The 18,407-nt window shown below is 68.6% G+C and carries 19 protein-coding genes and 1 tRNA gene; 10 read left to right on the top strand and 10 right to left on the bottom strand.

Features of this window, described 5'->3' with window-relative positions:
- Positions 1-47 precede the first annotated feature (47 nt).
- Both J7E45_RS02625 and J7E45_RS02620 read right to left on the bottom strand, forming a co-directional pair.
- Complete coding sequence (locus J7E45_RS02625; protein ID WP_215067286.1) at positions 48-1,187, bottom strand: AI-2E family transporter; 1,140 nt, start codon at positions 1,185-1,187, stop codon at positions 48-50.
- A 74-nt stretch (positions 1,188-1,261) separates the two neighbouring features.
- Complete coding sequence (locus tag J7E45_RS02620; protein ID WP_215066897.1) at positions 1,262-2,146, bottom strand: mechanosensitive ion channel family protein; 885 nt, start codon at positions 2,144-2,146, stop codon at positions 1,262-1,264.
- A 188-nt stretch (positions 2,147-2,334) separates the two neighbouring features.
- Here J7E45_RS02620 and J7E45_RS02615 point away from each other — a divergent pair, with 188 nt between their 5' ends.
- The gene (locus tag J7E45_RS02615; RefSeq protein WP_215066895.1) at positions 2,335-3,402 is read left to right on the top strand and encodes a DUF998 domain-containing protein; all 1,068 of its coding nucleotides are present in this window, start codon (positions 2,335-2,337) and stop codon (positions 3,400-3,402) included.
- 148 nt (positions 3,403-3,550) lie between these two features.
- On the top strand, positions 3,551-6,007 hold the full coding sequence (locus tag J7E45_RS02610; protein WP_215066893.1) for a LuxR C-terminal-related transcriptional regulator: 2,457 nt from the start codon (positions 3,551-3,553) through the stop codon (positions 6,005-6,007).
- Positions 6,008-6,055: 48 nt separating this feature from the next.
- Here J7E45_RS02610 and J7E45_RS02605 read toward each other — a convergent pair whose 3' ends face one another.
- Together J7E45_RS02605 and J7E45_RS02600 are read right to left on the bottom strand one after the other, a co-directional pair.
- On the bottom strand, positions 6,056-6,499 hold the full coding sequence (locus J7E45_RS02605; RefSeq protein WP_215066888.1) for a DUF6325 family protein: 444 nt from the start codon (positions 6,497-6,499) through the stop codon (positions 6,056-6,058).
- A gap of 4 nt (positions 6,500-6,503) precedes the next feature.
- Positions 6,504-6,890, bottom strand: coding sequence for a hypothetical protein (locus J7E45_RS02600; RefSeq protein WP_215066886.1), 387 nt, complete (start codon positions 6,888-6,890; stop codon positions 6,504-6,506).
- 175 nt (positions 6,891-7,065) lie between these two features.
- Here J7E45_RS02600 and J7E45_RS02595 point away from each other — a divergent pair, with 175 nt between their 5' ends.
- From J7E45_RS02595 to J7E45_RS02580, 4 genes are all read left to right on the top strand, one after another.
- The gene (locus tag J7E45_RS02595; RefSeq protein WP_215066884.1) at positions 7,066-8,208 is read left to right on the top strand and encodes an AI-2E family transporter; all 1,143 of its coding nucleotides are present in this window, start codon (positions 7,066-7,068) and stop codon (positions 8,206-8,208) included.
- Between the two features lie 87 nt (positions 8,209-8,295).
- Entirely contained in the window at positions 8,296-8,730 is a 435-nt protein-coding gene (locus tag J7E45_RS02590) for a DUF6325 family protein (RefSeq protein WP_215066882.1), read from the top strand.
- Between the two features lies 1 nt (position 8,731).
- Positions 8,732-9,079: an SHOCT domain-containing protein gene (locus J7E45_RS02585; RefSeq protein WP_215066880.1), complete on the top strand. Its 348-nt coding sequence runs from the start codon at positions 8,732-8,734 to the stop codon at positions 9,077-9,079.
- 57 nt (positions 9,080-9,136) lie between these two features.
- Positions 9,137-10,522 carry a hypothetical protein gene (locus tag J7E45_RS02580; protein ID WP_215066878.1) on the top strand — a complete coding sequence of 462 codons (1,386 nt, stop codon included), beginning with the start codon at positions 9,137-9,139 and terminating at the stop codon, positions 10,520-10,522.
- Between the two features lie 57 nt (positions 10,523-10,579).
- On the opposite strand, the gene J7E45_RS02575 is transcribed toward J7E45_RS02580, so the two are convergent.
- Positions 10,580-11,533 (bottom strand): HAD family hydrolase, encoded by a 954-nt coding sequence (locus J7E45_RS02575; RefSeq protein ID WP_215066876.1) that lies wholly within the window; start codon positions 11,531-11,533, stop codon positions 10,580-10,582.
- Between the two features lie 277 nt (positions 11,534-11,810).
- Here J7E45_RS02575 and J7E45_RS02570 point away from each other — a divergent pair, with 277 nt between their 5' ends.
- Together J7E45_RS02570 and J7E45_RS02565 are read left to right on the top strand one after the other, a co-directional pair.
- Complete coding sequence (locus tag J7E45_RS02570) at positions 11,811-12,155, top strand: hypothetical protein (RefSeq protein ID WP_215066874.1); 345 nt, start codon at positions 11,811-11,813, stop codon at positions 12,153-12,155.
- A gap of 35 nt (positions 12,156-12,190) precedes the next feature.
- Positions 12,191-12,517 (top strand): DUF2188 domain-containing protein, encoded by a 327-nt coding sequence (locus J7E45_RS02565; protein WP_215066872.1) that lies wholly within the window; start codon positions 12,191-12,193, stop codon positions 12,515-12,517.
- 115 nt (positions 12,518-12,632) lie between these two features.
- On the opposite strand, the gene J7E45_RS02560 is transcribed toward J7E45_RS02565, so the two are convergent.
- Both J7E45_RS02560 and J7E45_RS02555 read right to left on the bottom strand, forming a co-directional pair.
- Positions 12,633-12,705: transfer RNA gene (locus tag J7E45_RS02560), tRNA-Arg, on the bottom strand.
- A gap of 16 nt (positions 12,706-12,721) precedes the next feature.
- Entirely contained in the window at positions 12,722-13,537 is an 816-nt protein-coding gene (locus tag J7E45_RS02555; protein WP_251053353.1) for an SGNH/GDSL hydrolase family protein, read from the bottom strand.
- A 92-nt stretch (positions 13,538-13,629) separates the two neighbouring features.
- Between J7E45_RS02555 and argS the strand changes: the two genes are divergently transcribed.
- Both argS and J7E45_RS02545 read left to right on the top strand, forming a co-directional pair.
- Complete coding sequence (gene argS / locus J7E45_RS02550; protein WP_215066870.1) at positions 13,630-15,294, top strand: arginine--tRNA ligase; 1,665 nt, start codon at positions 13,630-13,632, stop codon at positions 15,292-15,294.
- Positions 15,295-15,334: 40 nt separating this feature from the next.
- A complete protein-coding gene (locus J7E45_RS02545; protein ID WP_215066868.1) occupies positions 15,335-16,183 on the top strand; it encodes a DUF2993 domain-containing protein in 849 nt (282 codons plus the stop codon).
- An 18-nt stretch (positions 16,184-16,201) separates the two neighbouring features.
- Here J7E45_RS02545 and J7E45_RS02540 read toward each other — a convergent pair whose 3' ends face one another.
- From J7E45_RS02540 to J7E45_RS02530, 3 genes are read right to left on the bottom strand one after another with little or no spacing between them, the layout of a single operon-like run.
- The gene (locus J7E45_RS02540) at positions 16,202-16,939 is read right to left on the bottom strand and encodes an alpha/beta fold hydrolase (protein ID WP_251053352.1); all 738 of its coding nucleotides are present in this window, start codon (positions 16,937-16,939) and stop codon (positions 16,202-16,204) included.
- Positions 16,936-17,520 (bottom strand): TetR/AcrR family transcriptional regulator, encoded by a 585-nt coding sequence (locus tag J7E45_RS02535; RefSeq protein WP_215066866.1) that lies wholly within the window; start codon positions 17,518-17,520, stop codon positions 16,936-16,938. The genes J7E45_RS02540 and J7E45_RS02535 overlap by 4 nt, the downstream gene beginning before the upstream one ends.
- Entirely contained in the window at positions 17,498-18,397 is a 900-nt protein-coding gene (locus tag J7E45_RS02530; RefSeq protein WP_215066864.1) for an alpha/beta fold hydrolase, read from the bottom strand. The genes J7E45_RS02535 and J7E45_RS02530 overlap by 23 nt, the downstream gene beginning before the upstream one ends.
- Positions 18,398-18,407: the final 10 nt, after the last annotated feature.

Raw genomic sequence — 18,407 nt, 5'->3', positions numbered from 1 at the left:
GCGCAACCTCCTCCGGGTGATTTACGGCGATCACGGCTGCCCTCCTGTCAGGCACGGCGGCCCCCACGTCGCCGGCGTCGTGTGCGCACGACGGGAAGCTGCTCGGGCTCAGGTTCCGGAGGTACGGCTGTGCGGTCTCCCGAAAGCCAGCGCACCCACGTCGCCTCGGGGTCTCCCTCGAAGACGAGAGCGCGTGCGAGCAGCGTGAGGGGGATGGAGAGGATCGCGCCGAGCGGCCCGATGATGAACGTCCAGAAGATGACCGAGAAGAAACTCAGCGTGAGGCTGAGGTCGACGGCGTCGCTGACGAACTTCGGCTGCACGAGCACCTGGAGCACCACGTTGACGACGCTGTATACCACGATGACGCCGAGCAGAAGCGGCCAGCCGCCGACCACGAAGGCGAGGATCGCCGGGGGGACGAGCCCGACGACGAAGCCGACGTTCGGGATGAAGTTCGTGACGAAAGCGAGGATCGCCCAGACCATCGGAGCCGGGATGCCCATCCACCACAGAGCCAGGCCGTCGATGACCGCGACGATCGCGCCGAACGTGGCATTGACGATGTAATAGCGCCGGACGCCGGAGTTGAGATGCGAGATCCGCGCGAGCACGGCGCCCTTGGTCGCGCCGAACAGAGCCGGTGCACGACCGTAGCGTGCCGCATCGATCGCCATGAAGATGATGTAGGCGCAGACGAAGAACAGGGCCGTCGCGACGCTGAGGACGGTGCCTCCGATGCTGCGCGCAACGCCGAGCAGCGTCTCCGGATCGAGGATCGAGGCCGCGGCGTCCGAGGCCTCCTCATCCAAGCCGAGCGTCTTCAGCCATCCCACCAACTCGGCGGCGGTGTTCTCCAGACCGCCCTGCGACACCAGGTCTGCGATGAGCCGGGCGAACTGCGTTCCGGCGAGCCAGAGCAGCGCGCCCATCGCCAGCAGTATCAGATACGCGACGACGATCACCGCGGTCGTGCTCGCCCACTGCGGCCAACCGTGCCGATCGAGCGGGCGGCGGAGCGGCTCGCAGATGACCACGATCACGATGGCGAGGGCGATCGGTCCGAACAGATCGCGTGCGAGATAAACACCGGCCAGCGTCACCACGCTCGCTGCAAGCAGAAGAAGCACGCGCAGGCTGGGGGAGAGCGAGCGGTCGGTGGCGCGCTCGGGCGCAGGCGAGGTCATCACGCGGCCAGCGTAGCCCCCGGTCGGATCGGCGCCCGGTCGCCTCGCGGGCGGCGACCCGGCGGCCCGGGCGCTCAGAACGGCTCCGGCGGCACGAGGGGCGGCACACCCTGCTGCGGAGTGACTACGGCCTGCAACCCGACCGCCTCGATCGCCTCGGCGACTCCGCGAACGGTGTCGGAGACCACCGCGCTGCCGTGCAGCGGGTGGTGCCAGATCTGGAGGGTGAGCGTCCAGCGAGTGGGTGAGATCGCGGCGATGCGCACGTTCGGATGCTCTCGTGCGTGCACGCCGTCGACACCGCTCGCCGCACCCGTGATGGTCGTGATCACCTCGTCCAGGTCGAGCCCAGCCGATCGCGCGATGCGGATGTCGACGTCGCTCCGGCGCGCGCCGTGACGCGAGTCGTTCACCAGGACCCCGGTGAGCAGCGCGGCGTTCGGCACGTGCACCGTGCGGCCGTCGACCGTCGTGAGGATGACCGAGCGACCGTTGAGCTCCTGCACGGTGCCTCGGATCACCCCGTCGGGGCCGTCGATGCCGATCTCCTCGCCGATCTTTACCGACTGGCGGGACTGGATCAGGACACCGGCAGCGAAGTTGTCCGCGACACCGCGAAGCACCAGCACCAGGACGATCCCGGCGATCACCGTCATCGCGAGCAGCGGCTGCACGTTCGCCCCGAGGAACGCCAGCCCGACTCCGATCCCGACCAGGAGCAGCCCGTACTGCGTGAAGCGCGCGGCCAGCTGCGACACGGAGTCGGAGATCCCCGGGGTCCGCGCCGCCAACTTCAGCACGCCCTTGCGAGCGAGCCGCGACAGCAGCCAGCCGATGAGTACCGACAGCAGCGCGAGCACGATCTGCCACCCCGACAGGCCCTCCGGGAACAGATCGCCCAGCGTCACGATCGCCGTCCGCTCGACGTCTGCCCCCGGCTCCTCGACCTCATCCGACAAGCATGCGCGACGCTACTCCTCGGTGCCCACGACACTCATCCTCAGCGGGTGAGCATCGCGCGTCACGCGCGCCGCAGGGCAGGACGGCCCGCTCGGGGAGTCCATCGAAGCACGCTTCGCGGAGCCGCATCGCCCCGAAGGGATGAGCCGCTCTCGCCGGTGGTTCAGCGGAGAAGGAGACTGAGCGCATGTCGTCGACGCCATCAGGACAGGACCTCCTCACGGAGGCCCGCTCGCGCGGGGCCACACGCGAGCGTGCTCGCGAGGCCATCGGGCTTCAGATCTCGATCTTCTCGTTCATCCTCGCAGCGCTCGTCGCACTGCCCGTCTTCCGGCTGCACGCCGCGCCCATCGCGGGTCCCGACTCGCTCGGACAGTTCGCGGCGCTGATGTCGGCGGTGACGGCGATCGTCGTCTTCGTCCTGGGACGCGTGATCGCGGCCGATCCCGCCCATCGGAAACGGCTCGGCGTGCTCGACATCGTCGACATCGCCGCCTTCGCCTTCGCCCACGCCATCATCGCCCTGCTCGGGTGGACCCTGGCAGCCACGATCGTCGAGGCGGGCCTCATCGGGGCCGTCGTGTACCCGGTGCCCGTGCTCATGTTGGCCGGTGCCGCAGCGGCCCTGACCGCGTACGTGACCTACTACTCCGCCACGCACCTCGACCTGCAGCTGCTGGCGACCGTGCTCGCCGTGTTCCTCGTGCTCGGGGTGCTGGCGAGCATGCTCACGGCGAGCGACCCGCAGTGGTGGAAGGAGAATCTGAGCGCCCTCGGCATGACCGACGACCTCTCCGCCCGTGCTTTCAACCTGACCCTGATCGTCGCGGGGATCCTCGTGACGACCCTCGCCCGTTACGCGACGAAGGGAATCCCGACGACCCACCCCCGCGGAGCGGCCTCGGTGCGCACGTGCCTCGTGATCGTCGGTATCTTCCTCGGTCTCGTGGGGGTGTTCCCCGTCGACGAGCACTTCGCCCTGCACACCGGTGTGGCTTCCGGAATGGTGGTGGCTTACGCGGTGCTCATCATCGCCGTCCGCCGGTGGGTGCCCGGCGTCTCTCGTACATTCCTGCTCGTCGGATACGTCTTCACGCTGCTTATCCTGCTGCTCTCGGTGTTCTTCGCCGTCGGCTATTACACCCTGACGGCGGTCGAACTGGTGGCGGGAACCGTGGTGTTCACCTGGATCATCCTGTTCATTCGCACCGCCGATGCGCTCAAGCGTGATGCGAGGAAGGGTGGGGAGGACTGAAAGATCACCCGGAGGATGCCCTTGAGAGCGGGTCGTCGACGCCACTAGCTTTGGTGCCATGTCGCCCCCCGTACGATCGACGACGCCGGGACCCACAGTGCGCTTCCGCCCACCGGGGCCCCAACCGGGTGCCATCCGCCGTGAACGGGTGAGCACCGCGATCGCCGATGCAGTGGCGATCGACCCACTGACGGTCATCAGTGCGCCGAGCGGTTTCGGCAAGACGACCGCGGTTTCCGACTGGGCATCGGGGCTCGAGCAGGTCGCCTGGCTCGGCCTCAGCTCCTTCGACTCCGACCCTTCGCGTCTGACGCAGGGCGTCGTGCATGCGCTGCTCGCCGGTGCCGAACGTGCGGGGCGTCCCCTCGCACTCGCGCGCGATCTGGATGACCCCGAGCACGCCTACCAGGAGATCTGCGGCGCCCTCGACGCTCTCGACGCCCCCGTGCACCTGATCGTCGACGACGCGCACCGCGCAGGGGAGTGCTGGCGCAGCGGGCTCCTCGGGATGCTCGCCGAGCAGGCGCCGGAGAATCTGAGGGTGGTGCTGGTCGGCACGACGCTGCTCGAGGTCACCCTCTCCCGGCATCGGATCACGCATCCCGATTCGTTCGTCGGAGCGGAGACCCTCAGCTTCACCGCCCCGGAGGTGGCGCTCCTCCACAAGGCGGGAGCGAGCGGGCTCGCCGCCGACACGATCTTCGCAGAGTCTCGGGGATGGCCGATCGCCGTCCGGCTCCTGATGATCGGCGGAGCGCGGCCGGACTCCCGCGCGCAGAGCGCGTCGAGCTTCCTCGGGACTTACGTGCGCGAGCATGTGCTGGCAGCGCTGCCCCCCGACATCGCCGACTTCGTGCTCGACGGCAGCGTCTGCGGCGAGCTGACTCCGGAACTCGCTGCCGCCGTGACCGCTCGTCAGGATGCCGCGGAGCTGCTGGAGACCTGCGTGCGGCTCGGTCTGTTCCTCGATCGGTTCGAGGGTCCGCACGGCGTCGTCTACCGATGGCACGCCTCGTTCGCCAAGCAGTGTGCCGACATCGTCGCGCTCGACACCGCCCGAGCTGCGGCCTGCCACCGTCGTGCCGCTATCGCGCTCGAGGCGACGGATCCCACCGCCTCGATCGCGCACTCCCTCCGCGCGGGGGATTCGGATACCGCGAGGAAGACCCTGCTGCACCGCTGGCTCGGGCTCGTGGTCGGCGCCCGCGCAGCAGAGGTCGAGCGCACCGCGACCGAGATGCTGCGACGCACACCCGACGATGCTCAGGTGCTCCTCGTCCGTGCCTGTGCGAGCGATGTGCTCGGCGACCACCGCGTCGCGCGCGAGCTCTTCCGGCGAGCAGAGGCGACGATCGGGCGGACAGGGAACGGGACCGAGCCCGCCGTACTGCAGATCGCCCGTCTGTTCATCGCCGACGAGCGCGACGAGGTCGCCGAGGCGAGTGCGAAGGTGCGCCGGATGCTGCTCGACGCGGATTCTACCGAGCTCGGAGATCGCGCGGCCCTCAACTACCTCCTCGGCTGGACCGAGATCCGGCACCGCGGCAATCCGATGATCCCGCTCGAGTACTTCTCGGCCGCCGCCAGGGAGGCACAGAGCTCCGATGACCGCGAACTCGCGAAACGGTCGCTCGGGCACCTGGCATTCGGGCAGACCTGGGCCGGACGCTTCATCGACGCGCGCGCATCGCTTGCGGCAGCACAGGACGAGGAGGATGTGAGCCTTCCCTGGAGCACCTATGCCGGAGGAAGCGCCGCGGCCGCCGCCGGGTACGTCGCGTACTGGTCGGGCGAGTTCGACGAGGCGACCCGGGCGTTCGGGGCGGTGATCTCCAACGGAAGCTCCGACCGCTCCTTCACGGGCGTGGCGCGGATGATGATCGCGTACACCGCGGCCGAGACCGGTGATGTCCCGGCATGCCGTCGTGCGGCGATCGGCGTTCAGGAGATCCCGCTCGAGGTCGTCCACGGCGTCTCGTGGCCGGCGTTCCGCGAGTCGTCCGTCGCCCTGCTGGAAGAGGCGGTCGGTCGGCATGATCGGGCGATGCGGATCGCCAGGAAGTACATCCACTGCCCTGATCTGCCCGTCGTGAACGTCGCGCTCGCCGGGCTGCTGCGCCGCGCCGGCGACTACCCGGCGGCACTGGAGATGCTGAGATCACTGCGGGCTTTCGGCGAGGTGTCGTATGTGAAGTCCGCGACGCTGATCACCGCCGCGGTCCTGCGTCGCCATGCCGGGCACCACGACGAGGCTCACGAGCTGTGCGAAGCGGCCGTCGCGGTCGCGTCCGGCGAGAACATCCGGCTGCCGTTCGGGCCTCGCGAGGCGGCGGTGCGCAAGCTGCTGGGCGAGCACGTGCACTTCGGTACGCAGTTCGAGGACTTCATCGGCCGGTGCCTCGCCAACGACGCCGCCGGCTCGCTGGTGGAGACGCTCTCGGAGCGAGAGCGCGATGTGTTCCAGCAATTGCAGACGGCACGCACACTGCACGAGATCGCAGGGGAGCTGGCCGTGTCGATCAACACGGTGAAGACCCACCAGCGCGCCATCTACCGCAAGCTCGGTGTCTCCTCTCGTCGAGAGGCTGTGCGGACGACGGTCTGACCCGCGGAGGGCGGTCGCTCGCTCGACGCGGTCTCGGTGCGAGTGGCGTCAGTCTTGGCGCAGCGCCGATGCGAGGACGGTGTTCGCGATCGCCGCAGGGATCGGCTGGGTTGCGAGGATGCGATCACCTCGTCGGTCGACATCGCGGGAGAATCGCTCGCTCCACGTCGGCTCGACGAGGATGAGCGCCGCGAGCGACCCGATCGGAAGACCCGAAGCGAAGTGACGGGCGTCCTCTTCGCAGACGAGGCCCGGGGTGTCCAGCCCGAGACCGGCGAGGGTGAACTCATCGGCGTCGATCTCGATGAGGCGCCAGTCCTCCACATCGAGCCGCCGGATGAGAAGGAAGTCCAAGAGGCGGATGGCGCCGCTCTCGACCTGCCGGAGCAGGGCCTCGAGGATATCGGGGCTGAGGCGGTCGTCCTCCAGGCGCACGACGACGAATTCGACGTCGCCGAGCGCCTCCAGAGTCATGTCGACCACCTCAGCCACGATGTCAGCTCAGTGCGCGCGTCTTGATGGCGGCGAACTCGTCGGGAGTGATGGTCCCCGCGGCAAGGAGCTTCGACGCCTTGTCGATCTCATCGCTGGGACTGGATCCGGCGACGCTGCGGATGTAGGAGTCGGCAGCGTGCTGCTGCTCCCGGTACGACGAGACGCTGCGTTCGCCCATTCCCTTGCCGCGTGCGATCAGGTAGACCAACGCCGTGAGGAAGGGGACGAAGATGAGGAAGATGATCCACACGGCCTTCCACCACCCGTTGAGAGCGTGATCGCGGAACAGGTCGGCCACGATGTTGAAGAGCACCATCAGGTAGGAGATGAACACGAAGACCCAGAAGAACCACCAGATGATGTCCCAGAAGCTTTCCCAAATGGACACTTCGGACCCCTTTCGTTGAGTTACTGCGTACGGTGATCGTGACAGTGCGACCATCGGCGTGGGAAAGCCGCTCACCCCTAGCGGGCGACCCCGTGTCGATCGGCGCCGCGACGGTCATCACGAACGGGTGAAGGGGGCGGGGCTTCCGTCGGCCTCCCCGCGTAGCGTGCCCCTCGTGGAAGCGAACCGGCAGGAGCACGACGCAGAAGACGGCGGGGGGCGGCGACGCTCCAGGATTCAGCTCGTGCTGCCGGCGAAGCCGCTGCTCTCCGGTTTCTCCATCGCCATCGGCGTCCTCTTCGCGATCGCCCTCGCCGCCACGATCGCCGGCATCTCGACGGTGCTGATCTCGATCTTCCTCGGCATGTTCCTGGCACTCGGACTCGATCCGGCCGTACGCGCCCTCGAGCGTCGGGGGATGAGCAGAGCGGCGGGCGTGACGATCGTCGCGATCATTTTTCTGGGGATCGTCGCGGTGATCCTCCTGGTTCTCGTGCCGGCGACCATCCGCCAGATCGCCGTGGCGATCGGGGCCGCACCGGAGACGATCGCCGCGATGCAGCAGAGCGAGTGGTATCGGGCGTTGGAGGCCGACCTCGGAGTCGACCTGTCGGCGGTCATCGCCGACAGTATCCGCTCACTCACGACGTTCTCCTCCTTCCTCGCGATCTCCGGAGGGGTGCTGAAAGCAGGATTCGGCGTCATCGGGGCCGTCTCGAGCTTCGTGATGGTCACCGTCCTCACGCTGTACTTCGTCTCCTCCCTGCAGAGCATCAAAGGGGCGCTCGCGAACCTCCTGCCGTTGTATCGGCGGGCCCGATTCGCCGGGGTCCTCGATGAGATCACGCAGTCCGTCGGGGGAGTGGTCGCCGGCGGCGTCACACTGTCTGCGATCAACGCGGGCGTCGTCTTCGTGATCCAGCTCGTGGTCGGCTCGTCGATACCCGCGGTGATGGCGATCGTCGCCTTCTTCGTGACGCTGGTGCCGATGATCGGCTCGTTGGTGTTCCTTGTCATCGGCGGCATCGCCACGCTGTTCGTCAGCCCGACGGCGGCCCTGGTCTTCGTGATCGCCTACCTCGTGTACATCCAGGTGGAGGCCTACGTCGTGACCCCGCGCATCATGGGGAAGGCGGCGGCCGTTCCCGGTGTGCTGGTGATCATCGGCGCGATGATCGGGGCCACCCTGCTGGGGCTGCTCGGAGCGCTCGTCGCGATCCCTCTGACGGCCTCGATCCTCATCGTCATCCGCCAGGTGTGGATCCCGCGCCAGAATCGCCAGACCGAGCCGCCGGACGGCGAAGTTCTCATCCGATAGGGGTGAGCGCGGCCATGACCTCGAGCGCGACGGTGCGAACATGGCGGCAGAGTCCCGGTACGTCGCCACCGTGAGAAAGGACAATCCATGAATGACTTCCGATTCGGCCCCGCCGAGTTCTACCTCGTCGGGTTCGAGGGCGAGCGTCCAGACCCGTCGACGTTCCGCGCGCTGACCGACCTCATCGACAGTGGGGTCGTGCGCCTGCTCGACTTCGTTCTGTTGTCGAAGTCGGCCGCCGGGGAGGTCGAGATCGTCGAACTCGACTCGGACGGCGGCTCACTCGGGCTCGATGACTTCGAGCCGCTCGCCGCTGGGCTCGCCGGCGAAGAAGACGTGGAGGCTCTGGCGGGTGCCCTCGCCCCCGGTCAGTCCGCTGCCGTCGTCGTCCTGGAGCTCGCCTTCGCCCGCACTCTCGCGCAGAACCTCGCCGCCTCCGGTGGTCAGGTGCTCCGCAGCGAGCGTGTGCCCGCCCCCGTCGTGAACGCCATGATGGACATCCTCGATCAGGAAGGTGAATGACATGCCCTTGAGAAGATTCGGTCGCCCGGGACTGATCGGACTGGCCGCCAGGACGGCGGTGGTCGCGGGAACGGCGTCGGCTGTCGGTGGTGCGATGTCCCGGCATCAGCAGGAGCGTGCGCAGGGGCAGTACGAGCAGCAGCAGTATGAGGCCGCGCAGCAGCAGGCGCAGGTCGACGCCGCGGCGCAGAATGCGGCCTCTCAGTACGCGGCCCCACCGGCCCCGGCGGGTGCGACGGGCGGAACAGACGATCTGATCGCGAAGCTGCAGCAGCTGGCGTCGCTGAAAGACGCAGGTGTGCTGTCCGAGACGGAGTTCGCTGCGGCGAAGCAGAAGCTCCTGAGCTGAGGGGAGCGATCGGCGGGGACGGACGCGTGTGATGCGACGCATAGAGGAGGAGAGCGAATGAGCGAACTGGATGATCTGCGAGCGCGGGTGCTGCTCCTCGAGCAGGAGAACCAGACGCTCAAGATCGAGACGCGCGAGAAGCCTCGTCGCCGACCCGTCGGCCGGAGCATCGTCGCCGGAATCGTGCTCGCCGTGGCGGTGCTGCTGGCACCGATCGCGGCGATGGGCACGTGGGCACGCCTGCAGCTCGTGGACGCCGATCGATTCGTCGCGACCTTCGCGCCCCTGGCCGAGGATCCCGACGTGCAGGACTTCATCGCCGCTCAGGCCAGCGCCGCGATCCAGGAGCAGGTCGACCTCACCGCCGTGGTCGGCGAGGTGTTCGATGGACTACGCGAGCTCGATCTCCCTCCGCGTGCGGCATCGGCGCTGACCCTCCTGGAGGCACCGGCGGCGAGCGGACTGACATCGCTCGTCGACGGGGTGATCCACGACGTCGTCGCCTCGGATCAGTTCGCCGACATCTGGGCGCAGTCGCTGCGTTTCACGCATGAGCGTGCGGTGGCGATCATGCAGAACAGCCCGGATACCGCTCTGCAGCTCGCGGACGACGGGGTGCTGTCGATCGACCTCGGGCTCGTCGTCGAGCGGGTCAAGTCCGTGCTGACGGAGCGTGGTGTCGGCTTCGCCGATCTGATCCCGGAGATCGACCGATCGATCCCGATCGCCCAGGCGGATGCTCTGGTGCTCGTCCGGACCATCTACCAGATCGCCGTCGCCGCGGGGTTCTGGCTGCCCTGGGTCGTACTCGGACTCGTGGTCGCCGGCATCCTGATCGCCCGCAACCGTTCGCGTGCGCTCTTCTGGACCAGTGCCGCGTTCGCGGTCGCCTTCCTGCTGCTCTCCGCAGGCATGGGGATCGGACGGACGTTCTTCATCGGGGCCGTGAGCCCGTCGATCATGACGTCGGCCGCCGCTCAGGCCCTGTTCGACGAGGTGACCTCGCTGCTGAGCTCGACGATCGTGGCACTGGCGATGGTCGGCGTGCTCATCGCGGTGTGGGCCTGGCTCGCCGGTTCGAGCCGCAGCGCCAGGGCCGCGCGCGGCATCCTCGACTCCGGCTTCTCCGCGGTACGCGGAACCTGGGAGCGACGCGGGTTCTCGACCGGACGATTCGGGCTCGCGGTCGAGAGGTTCCACGGCCCGATCGTCATCGTCGGGATGGCCCTCGCACTGCTCATCCTGATCGTGACACGACCCGTCTCATTCGGGAGCGTGATCGGCGTGACGATCGGGCTGATCGTGTTCATGATCCTGATCGAGCTGCTGCGGCGTCCGACCGCGGTGGCGGCTCCTCCGGAAGAGCCGGGGACGCCCGAGACGGATGGCGTGGGGATCGAGACCGCAGACCCGGAATCTCCGGTGGTCACCGCCGCTTCGTGAGTAGCCACACGGAGGATGCCCGGAGAGACGTGCTCTCCGGGCATCCTCCGTTGCGGTTCAGGCGCCGTCGACTTCTGAGGCGGCCTGGGGGAATACGGTCGCCCAATCGTCTCTGACGCTCACGACGGTGTACCCACTGTCATCGGCTGCCGCGAGCGCCTTCTCCGCACCCGCGTCGTAGGGCGCGTCGCCGCGGTCGGGGTCGTCGTGGTGGACCAGGATCGCGAAGCCGGGGCGCGGGCCCTTGCGGGCGAAGTCGAGCATGGCCGTGTCGCCGTTCGAGTTGCCCCCGGCGAACAACGGTCGCCGACCGATGCGGCTCCAGATACGCACCGGCTTCTCGGGCCCGTCGTCGAAGAATGCGAGGGATGACGAGTACTTCACGGTCGCGTCGGCGTCGTCCCAGGTGAGACCGAATGCCGAGCCCACGACGCGCTCCGGCGGGATGCCGTAGTTGGCCTGCGTCATGGGGCGCATGAAGTCGCGCTCGCCGCCCGACACGATGTAGCAGGTGAAGCCGTGCCCCTCCAGGTACCGGAGCAGCTCGACCATCGGCTGGTACACGGCGTCGGCGTACGGCCGCTTCAGGGCCGGATGCTGCGCCGTCCGATAGAACTCCCCGACGGAGAGCGCGTAGTCCTCCACACTCATCCCGTCGGTGAGCCCGACGAGCGCCTGGATGATGGTCTTCAGGTCGGAGTCGTCCCCGCTGTAGTGCTTGTCGATAGCCGTGCTCAGCCAGCCGAAGTCGCCGCTCACCGCGGCGAGGTACGGTTGTCGCTCCGCGAGTTCCGGCGAGCGTTCCGCGGCCGAGCGCCATTGCTCGACCACGTAGTGCAGTTGCGTGGGCATCGGCTTCTCGGACCACAGCGTGCCGTCGTTGTCGAACACGGCGATGCGCTCCTCGACAGGCACCGCATCCGGGCCCTCCGTGACAGAGGCGACGAAGGCCTCGATGGCTCTGCGCGTCGTGGTGTCGCGCCAGGAGGGGAGAGAACTGTGATCGGTCATGTCGGGTCCTCGCGTCTCGATGAGTGGGCGGCCATCGCCTCCAGGGTCGCACCCGCGGTGTCATCGCGCAGTCATCGGTCACCCGGTGGGGGCGATGCCGTCGACCGTAGGGCCGCGATGTGTACCTCCAGCCGGGTCACCGTCGGTCGAGGACCCGTACTGAATCATCGCGAGGCCGAATTCGCAAGGGGGTCACGTGTGGGAATGGCTCGACCTAGTGTGAAAGCGCCGCCACGGACCCGGCGGCGAAGCAGCCGGACGAGTCCAGGGAGTGACCATGAAGACGCTCATCACCCAGGTCGGAAGCTATCTGACCGGCGACGCGACGGCCGATGCGGTGGTGCAGTACTGGCTGGCATTGACGGAGGAGCGACGTAACGACGTCGTCGAGATCCCCGTCGTCGGCTCGGGTGGTGAGCGCTCGAATGTCCGCCTGGCGCTCGGAACGATGCTTCCCATCGCCGTGGTCGACGCGGGCCTCGCACCGGAGATCGATGACGACGAAGGCGCAGCGAGACGACTCCTCGCGCGTGCGCACGCACTGACACCGAAAGCCGGACCGGCGTTCGAGCCGGGCGAGGAGCCGGAGCAGCCCGACGGGTACGACTCATCCCTGATGTGACGATGCGGGTGACGTGATGAAGGAGGAGGAGAGAGATGGAATCGACACCGGAAGGCGTTTCTGACGGCGTGAAGCGAGTCGTCACGAGAGCGAAGAACGGCCAATGGGTGAACGAGGTCGAAGGTGCGCCTGATCTCTCGCGCAGCTACAGCAGCCGCGACGAGGCGATAGAGGAGGCGGACGCCCTCGCCCAGGTGCACGGCGTGACGCACGTCGTTCAAGACAGCGAGCCGACGGGAACGATCACCGACGGCGGTGGACCGGACGACGATGTGGCTGTCGTGGGGGAGAAGCCCCTCACCGGGGCGGGGACGGACACGACCGACGAGAACGGTTTCCCGCTGGAGAATCCCTCCGGCTGAACCGCCTGAAGCGAGTGCGTCCGGCGTCGACTCGTCCGCTCGGCGCCGCCACGCCCGCAACGACGAAACCCCGCCTGGATCAGGCGGGGTTTCGTCGTTGTGCAGTTGGTGTGTGTGCCCCCGACAGGAGTCGAACCTGCGACCTACGGTACCGGAAACCGGCGCTCTATCCACTGAGCTACGGAGGCGTACCGATCGACAATATCACTCGTCGGGGGTCGTCTCCGACCCACCGGCTTCGGTGACCGGCGCGGCGCGCAGCTCTTCGAGCGCTGCGGCGAGTTTCTCGGCCAGATACCGGTGCCCGTCGGTGGAGGGATGCTTGCGTCCGACCTCGACGTCGATCACGTCGAGATAGTTCTGCTCGGTGATCCAGCTCCGGGCGATGGGGGAGATGTACCACCAGCCGCGGGCTCCGGCGAGCTCGCCGAGATCTGTGTCGATGCGCGCGGTCGCAGCCCCGACCGGCAGCTCGTGCGGTGCCGGGCCCAGCACGACGATGACCGCATCCGGATATGTGGCGGCCAGGGCGTCCCACGCGGAGGTCACGGCCTCGCGGTAGCCCTCGACGCCCTGCGCCCGGTCGTTGATCGAGCCCTGGATGATCACGAGGTCGGGCGCGAGCGAGGGGTCGAGTGCCGCGATGCGCTCGCCGAAGGTCGGGCCGTCGAGGCCGGGCTTCAGATAACCGCTGCCGCGGACACCGTTCACGATCGTCTCGCCGTCGATCAGATCGGCCAGGAGGTACGCGTAGCCGAGCGTCGGGACGGTCGCCGCCGAGCCGTAGGTCCAGCTGTCTCCGAACACCAGCACGGTCGGGTGGTCCGGCAGTGTGAGGGGAGCCGGCGCGATGGCTTCGGAGGCCGCGCCGGCGGCCGCGACCGGGGCGCCGATGGGGGCGGCGGAGGGCGGCGATGTCCACGGCCGCCACATGCCGAGGACGCCTGCCGCGACGGCGAGGAGGAGTGCGATGGCGACCCCTGCGGTGCGCAGTCGACGACGGGTGGCGGGGGCCTTCATGGGTTGAGAGTAGATCACTGCGCGCCGATTGCGAATTCCGCGCGCCCCGCGCCGTCGGACGGCCTGTCCCCGACCCGTAAACTGAGGGGGCTATGAACCCCGAAACCCTCGCCGCCGCTGTCCTCGCCGTCCTCGCTCCGATCGCCGAGGAACGACGTCCCGGCGAGCCGCTCGGAGTCTCCGCAGCCGACATCGTGCTGGAGCGCCCGCGCAACCGTGACCACGGCGACTGGGCATCGAACATCGCCATGCGGCTCGCGAAGCCGTTCGGCACGAACCCGCGCGAACTCGCGCAGCAGATCGCCGACGGTCTCGCCGCTGTCGACGGCATCGCGAGCACCGAGGTCGCCGGTCCGGGGTTCATCAACATCCGTCTCGATGCCGCCGCCGCGGGCGCACTGGCGAAGGTCATCGTCGACGCCGGCACCGCCTACGGCACGAATGCGTCGCAGGAGGGAGTCAGCGTGAACGTCGAGTTCGTCTCCGCGAACCCGACCGGTCCTCTCCACATCGCGCACACCCGCTGGGCGGCGCTCGGCGACTCGATCGTGCGTCTGCTGTTGGCGAGCGGCGCGCATGCGGTGCGCGAGTACTACATCAACGACGCCGGCGCGCAGATGGACCGCTTCGCCGTCTCCATCCTCGCGGCTGCCAAGGGCGAGCCGACTCCCGAGGGCGGCTACCCCGGTGCGTACATCGCGACGCTCGCCGGCCGGGTGCTCGAGTCGCGTCCCGACCTGCTGCAGCTTCCCGAGAGCGAGCAGTCGTCCGTCGCGCTCGAGCTCGCCTACGAGTTCCAGCTCGCCGAGATCAAGAGTTCGCTCGATCGGTTCAACGTGCCGTTCGACGTCTGGTTCTCCGAGCGCACCCTGCACGCCAAGGATGCGTCCGGCACGAGCCTGATCGACCAGGCCGTCGACCGTCTGCGCCAGCAGGGGCACGTCTTCGATGAGGATGGCGCCGTGTGGGTGCGCACGACCGACTTCGGCGACGACAAGGACCGCGTGATCCGTCGCTCGAACGGCGAGTACACCTACTTCGCCGCCGACGCCGCGTACTACCTGAACAAGGGTGACCGCGGGTTCCAGAACAAGATCTACGTCCTCGGCGCCGACCACCACGGCTACGTGCACCGTCTGAAGGCGGTCGCGGGAGCAGCGGGTGAAGACCCGGAGAAGAACGTCCAGGTGCTGATCGGGCAGATGGTCTCGATCAACGGCGCCCGCCTCAGCAAGCGCGCCGGCAACATCATCGAGATGGACGACCTGCTCGACTGGCTGGGCACCGATGCGCTGCGGTACTCGCTGGAGCGGTCGCCCGCGGACTCGCCGCTCGACCTCGACCCCGAGCTGCTGCAGAAGCGCACGAACGACAACCCGGTCTTCTACGTGCAGTACGCCCACGCCCGCACGCACAACGTCGCACGGAACGCCGCCGACTCGGGTGTCGATCGCTCGGAGTTCGCCCCCGAGACGCTCACGCACGAATCCGAGGCCGCTCTGCTGGGCGCACTGCAGGAGTTCCCGCGCATCGTCGCTTTCGCCGCCGAGGTCCGCGAACCGCACCGTGTCGCCCGCTACCTCGAGGAGCTCGCCGGGCTCTACCACCGGTGGTACGACAACTGCCGTGTGATCCCGCAGGGGGACGACCCGATCGAGACTGTGCACCGCACGCGTCTGTGGCTGAACGACGCCGCCGGCCAGGTGTTCCGCAACGGTCTCGATCTCCTCGGAGTGAGCGCCCCCGAGCGCATGTGATGCGCGCGTCGCTCCGGTCGGGTACGGCAGGATGGCAGGCATGAGCGACGACAACCACACCCTGCCGTATCCGGACGCCTCGGCCGATCATCCGACGCTCGTGATCCCGGGGAACGTCGCCGATCAGCCTGCCGATGCTGCGCCGCGCACCCGCCGCCGCTGGCCGTGGGTGCTGCTCATCGTGGTGGTCGTGCTGGCACTGCTCGTGGTCGCCGCCGAGTTCATCGCCCGCGCGGTGCTCCCGGGGATCGTGCGGTCGATCGTCATCGAGCAGCTGGATCTCCCCGCCGACCAGCAGCTCGACGTGGAGACGCAGGGCCTGCTGCTCCCGCAGCTGATTGGCGGCTCCCTCGACACCCTGCACCTGTCGACGGACTCGGTGACGCTGGAGGGCATCACGGGCGCGGCCGACGTCACCGCGACCGGAGTTCCGCTGCGCGGCGGCGACCTCGGCGGAGCCGCCGGAACGATCCGCATCGATCAGGCGGAGTTCACCTCCCTGCTCGCCGGCGCCGAGCTGCCCGTCGAGACGGTCGAGTTCGCCGCGCCGAACGCGACGGTGAGCGGATCCTTCACCGTGTTCGGGGCGTCCGTGCCGCTCTCGCTGACGCTCACGCCCGGCGCGGTGGAGGGCGACCTGGAGCTCACGCCGGTCGCGGCGAGCATCGGCGGACTCGACATCGACCTCGACCAGGTCGGATCCACGCTGGGCTCGCTCGGCGAGAGCCTGACGCAACCGCAGCGGGTGTGCATCGCCGATCAGTTGCCGGCCGGGCTCACCCTCACCGGACTGGAGATCGTCGACGGTGCGGCCGTGATCGACATCGACGTGAACGGCGCGATCGTCACCGACGAGTCGCTCCAGGAGAAGGGCGTCTGCCCGAGCTGAACCGCTCGCGCAGCACTGTCATCCGCCGCGGGCCCCCTCGATGCGCTGCGCGAGCCATTCGGGTCGCTGCAGCGGGATACCGTGTCCGCAACCGTCGACGACCTCGAGCGTGCTGTGGGGGAGTGTGGCGTGCAGCGCCACGGCCGAGCGCCTCATGAGCTTCTTCTCTGCGGCTCCGACCAGGATCAGTGCGGACCCGGGGAATGTCGACCACCCGGCGGGCGGCACGAATCGCAGGTTCTCCTCGACCGAGGTGAGCAGCGTCTCCCGGGAAAGTGACGACGACGTCTGCAGGTAGTCGGCCATGTGCGACTCCGGTACGAAGAGCTCCCGGGCCTGCAGGCGCGCGAGGCTCTCGTTCTTCGCGAGCCCGGCGGTCGCGCCGAGGAGCGCCAGTGTCGGTCCGACCATGCGCAGAGGCACGGCCTGTGCGCTGATGACGACGGCTTGTTCGACGAGGTCGGGTCGCAGAGCCGCGAGCAGCACGGAGAGCTGCGCCCCGAGCGAGAAGCCGACGACCGTGGCCGGGCGGCCCTCGTCCTCGAGAATGCGCGCGAGCAGGTCGACGGTCGCGCGGTGGGAGGTGTAGTTCTCCGATGCACTGCGGCCATGACCCGGAAGGTCCGGCACCAGCACCCTCGCGTGAGGGGGCAGGTGGGCGCGCATCGGCTCCCACATCCATCCGGCGACGCCCCCGCCATGCAGGAGCAGCAATGGCGGCTCGGTGGTGGACCCGAAGGTGTCCAGGTGCATCATCGCTCCGTCTCGAAGGTCGCGGCCATCCGCCCGATGGTGTCGATCGTTCCCTCCAGCAGTGCGGGGTCGAGCGGGCCGAGCAGCCGTGCCGCCGACAGGAGTCCGATCGTCGTGCTCGACAGCGCCAGAGCGAGTGTGCGCGGATCGACATCTGCGACGATCAGGCCGCGCTCCTGCAGCTCGCGGAACCAGTCCACGACCCGCCGATGACGCTCGCGGTAGCGACCATCGGTCTCTTCCATCACGTGGGAGCCGAGGATGCCCCGATCGTCGAGGAACGCAGCGGTCATCAGCGGGTCGTCGAGCAGCGCCCGAGCCGTCGCCCGACAGGCGTCGCTGAGACGAGGATGGTCACCCAGCTCGCCGCGGACCCGGGCGGCCATGCGCATGTTGCCCTGCAGCAGCAGGGCGTCGAGGATGTCACGCTTGCCGGCGAACTCCAGGTACACGGCACCCTTGGCGATGCCGGCGCGCTCGGCGATCGTGGCGACGCTCATCGCGTCGAACCCGTGCGCGAGCACGAGTGCTCGGGCCGCATCGAGGATGCGCTCGCGTCGCTCAGGAACGCGTGGTCGAGGCATCATCCCTCCTCAGCTGCTCGAGCATCGCCGGGATGACGAGGTCGGGTCGGTCGCGCTGCACCCAGTGGCCGGCGCCGGGGATGGGTCGGAGCGAGCCGGACGGCAACAGTGCTGCCGCCGTCTCGATGCGAGCGAGGGGAACTCCGGTGTCACGATCGCCGTGCACCAGCAGCGTGGGTGTGCGGATGCCCGCAAGCTGATCGGTGTAGACCGTCCGCAGGCGATTCCACAGCACCTGATCGCGCTGCCACTGTCCGAACGTCTCCAGGCTCGATCCCCCGGCGGCTTCGGCGAGGACCGCATCGACGAGCTCAGGCGTGCGCGCCTCCGGGTTGCGTACGAGATCACGCAACCCGCGCTCCAGTGCGGAGCGGTTCCGTGCGTAGGAGCGGGTCATCGCGGCCAGTAGCCCGGAGCGCAGCAGGAGAAACGATGTCAGATGGGTGACCCGTCCGCGGAAGCCGTCGGCGAGGCGGGGCATCAAGCCGTAGCAGCCCAGCAGTACGGCGGTTCGAGCGCGGCCGGGCTGATCGAGCAGGTGTCCGACCGTCATCCCCCCGCCGAGGGAGAGCCCGGCGATCGCGTAGTCGGTGAGGTCGAGAGCGTCGACGAGCTCGCCGACGTGTCGGACGAGAAGCTCCTGAGTGAGTGGCCATGCGGTCCGGGGGCTGTGTCCGAAGCCGGGAAGGTCCGGCGCGACGACGCGGTGTCCTGCCTGTGCGAGGGCCGGTCCGACCTCGCCCCACGAGAGCTCGGCGCTGTCGGCTCCGCCGCCGTGCAGGAGCAGGACGGGAAGCCCGGTCTCGGCGGTCGGTCGCCACTCCAGGGCGGAGACGGTGGCGTGCGGAAGATCGATGATCGTGCGGCGGGCGTCCATGGCGTCCTCT

This window comes from Microbacterium sp. ISL-59, assembly GCF_018613945.1.
Classification (GTDB): domain Bacteria; phylum Actinomycetota; class Actinomycetes; order Actinomycetales; family Microbacteriaceae; genus Microbacterium; species Microbacterium oxydans_B.
Note: the sequence above shows the minus strand (reverse complement) of the source record. Positions and strands in the feature narration are given on the sequence as shown.

Excerpts from the sequence above, each read along its gene's own strand:
- J7E45_RS02625 (WP_215067286.1), bottom strand. The coding sequence starts at position 1,187 with ATGACCTCGCCTGCGCCCGAGCGCGCCACCGACCGCTCGCTCTCCCCC.
- J7E45_RS02615 (WP_215066895.1), top strand. The coding sequence starts at position 2,335 with ATGTCGTCGACGCCATCAGGACAGGACCTCCTCACGGAGGCCCGCTCG.
- J7E45_RS02590 (WP_215066882.1), top strand. The coding sequence starts at position 8,296 with ATGAATGACTTCCGATTCGGCCCCGCCGAGTTCTACCTCGTCGGGTTC.
- J7E45_RS02585 (WP_215066880.1), top strand. The coding sequence starts at position 8,732 with ATGCCCTTGAGAAGATTCGGTCGCCCGGGACTGATCGGACTGGCCGCC.
- J7E45_RS02580 (WP_215066878.1), top strand. The coding sequence starts at position 9,137 with ATGAGCGAACTGGATGATCTGCGAGCGCGGGTGCTGCTCCTCGAGCAG.
- J7E45_RS02575 (WP_215066876.1), bottom strand. The coding sequence starts at position 11,533 with ATGACCGATCACAGTTCTCTCCCCTCCTGGCGCGACACCACGACGCGC.
- J7E45_RS02570 (WP_215066874.1), top strand. The coding sequence starts at position 11,811 with ATGAAGACGCTCATCACCCAGGTCGGAAGCTATCTGACCGGCGACGCG.
- J7E45_RS02565 (WP_215066872.1), top strand. The coding sequence starts at position 12,191 with ATGGAATCGACACCGGAAGGCGTTTCTGACGGCGTGAAGCGAGTCGTC.
- J7E45_RS02555 (WP_251053353.1), bottom strand. The coding sequence starts at position 13,537 with ATGAAGGCCCCCGCCACCCGTCGTCGACTGCGCACCGCAGGGGTCGCC.
- argS (WP_215066870.1), top strand. The coding sequence starts at position 13,630 with ATGAACCCCGAAACCCTCGCCGCCGCTGTCCTCGCCGTCCTCGCTCCG.
- J7E45_RS02545 (WP_215066868.1), top strand. The coding sequence starts at position 15,335 with ATGAGCGACGACAACCACACCCTGCCGTATCCGGACGCCTCGGCCGAT.
- J7E45_RS02540 (WP_251053352.1), bottom strand. The coding sequence starts at position 16,939 with ATGATGCACCTGGACACCTTCGGGTCCACCACCGAGCCGCCATTGCTG.
- J7E45_RS02535 (WP_215066866.1), bottom strand. The coding sequence starts at position 17,520 with ATGCCTCGACCACGCGTTCCTGAGCGACGCGAGCGCATCCTCGATGCG.
- J7E45_RS02530 (WP_215066864.1), bottom strand. The coding sequence starts at position 18,397 with ATGGACGCCCGCCGCACGATCATCGATCTTCCGCACGCCACCGTCTCC.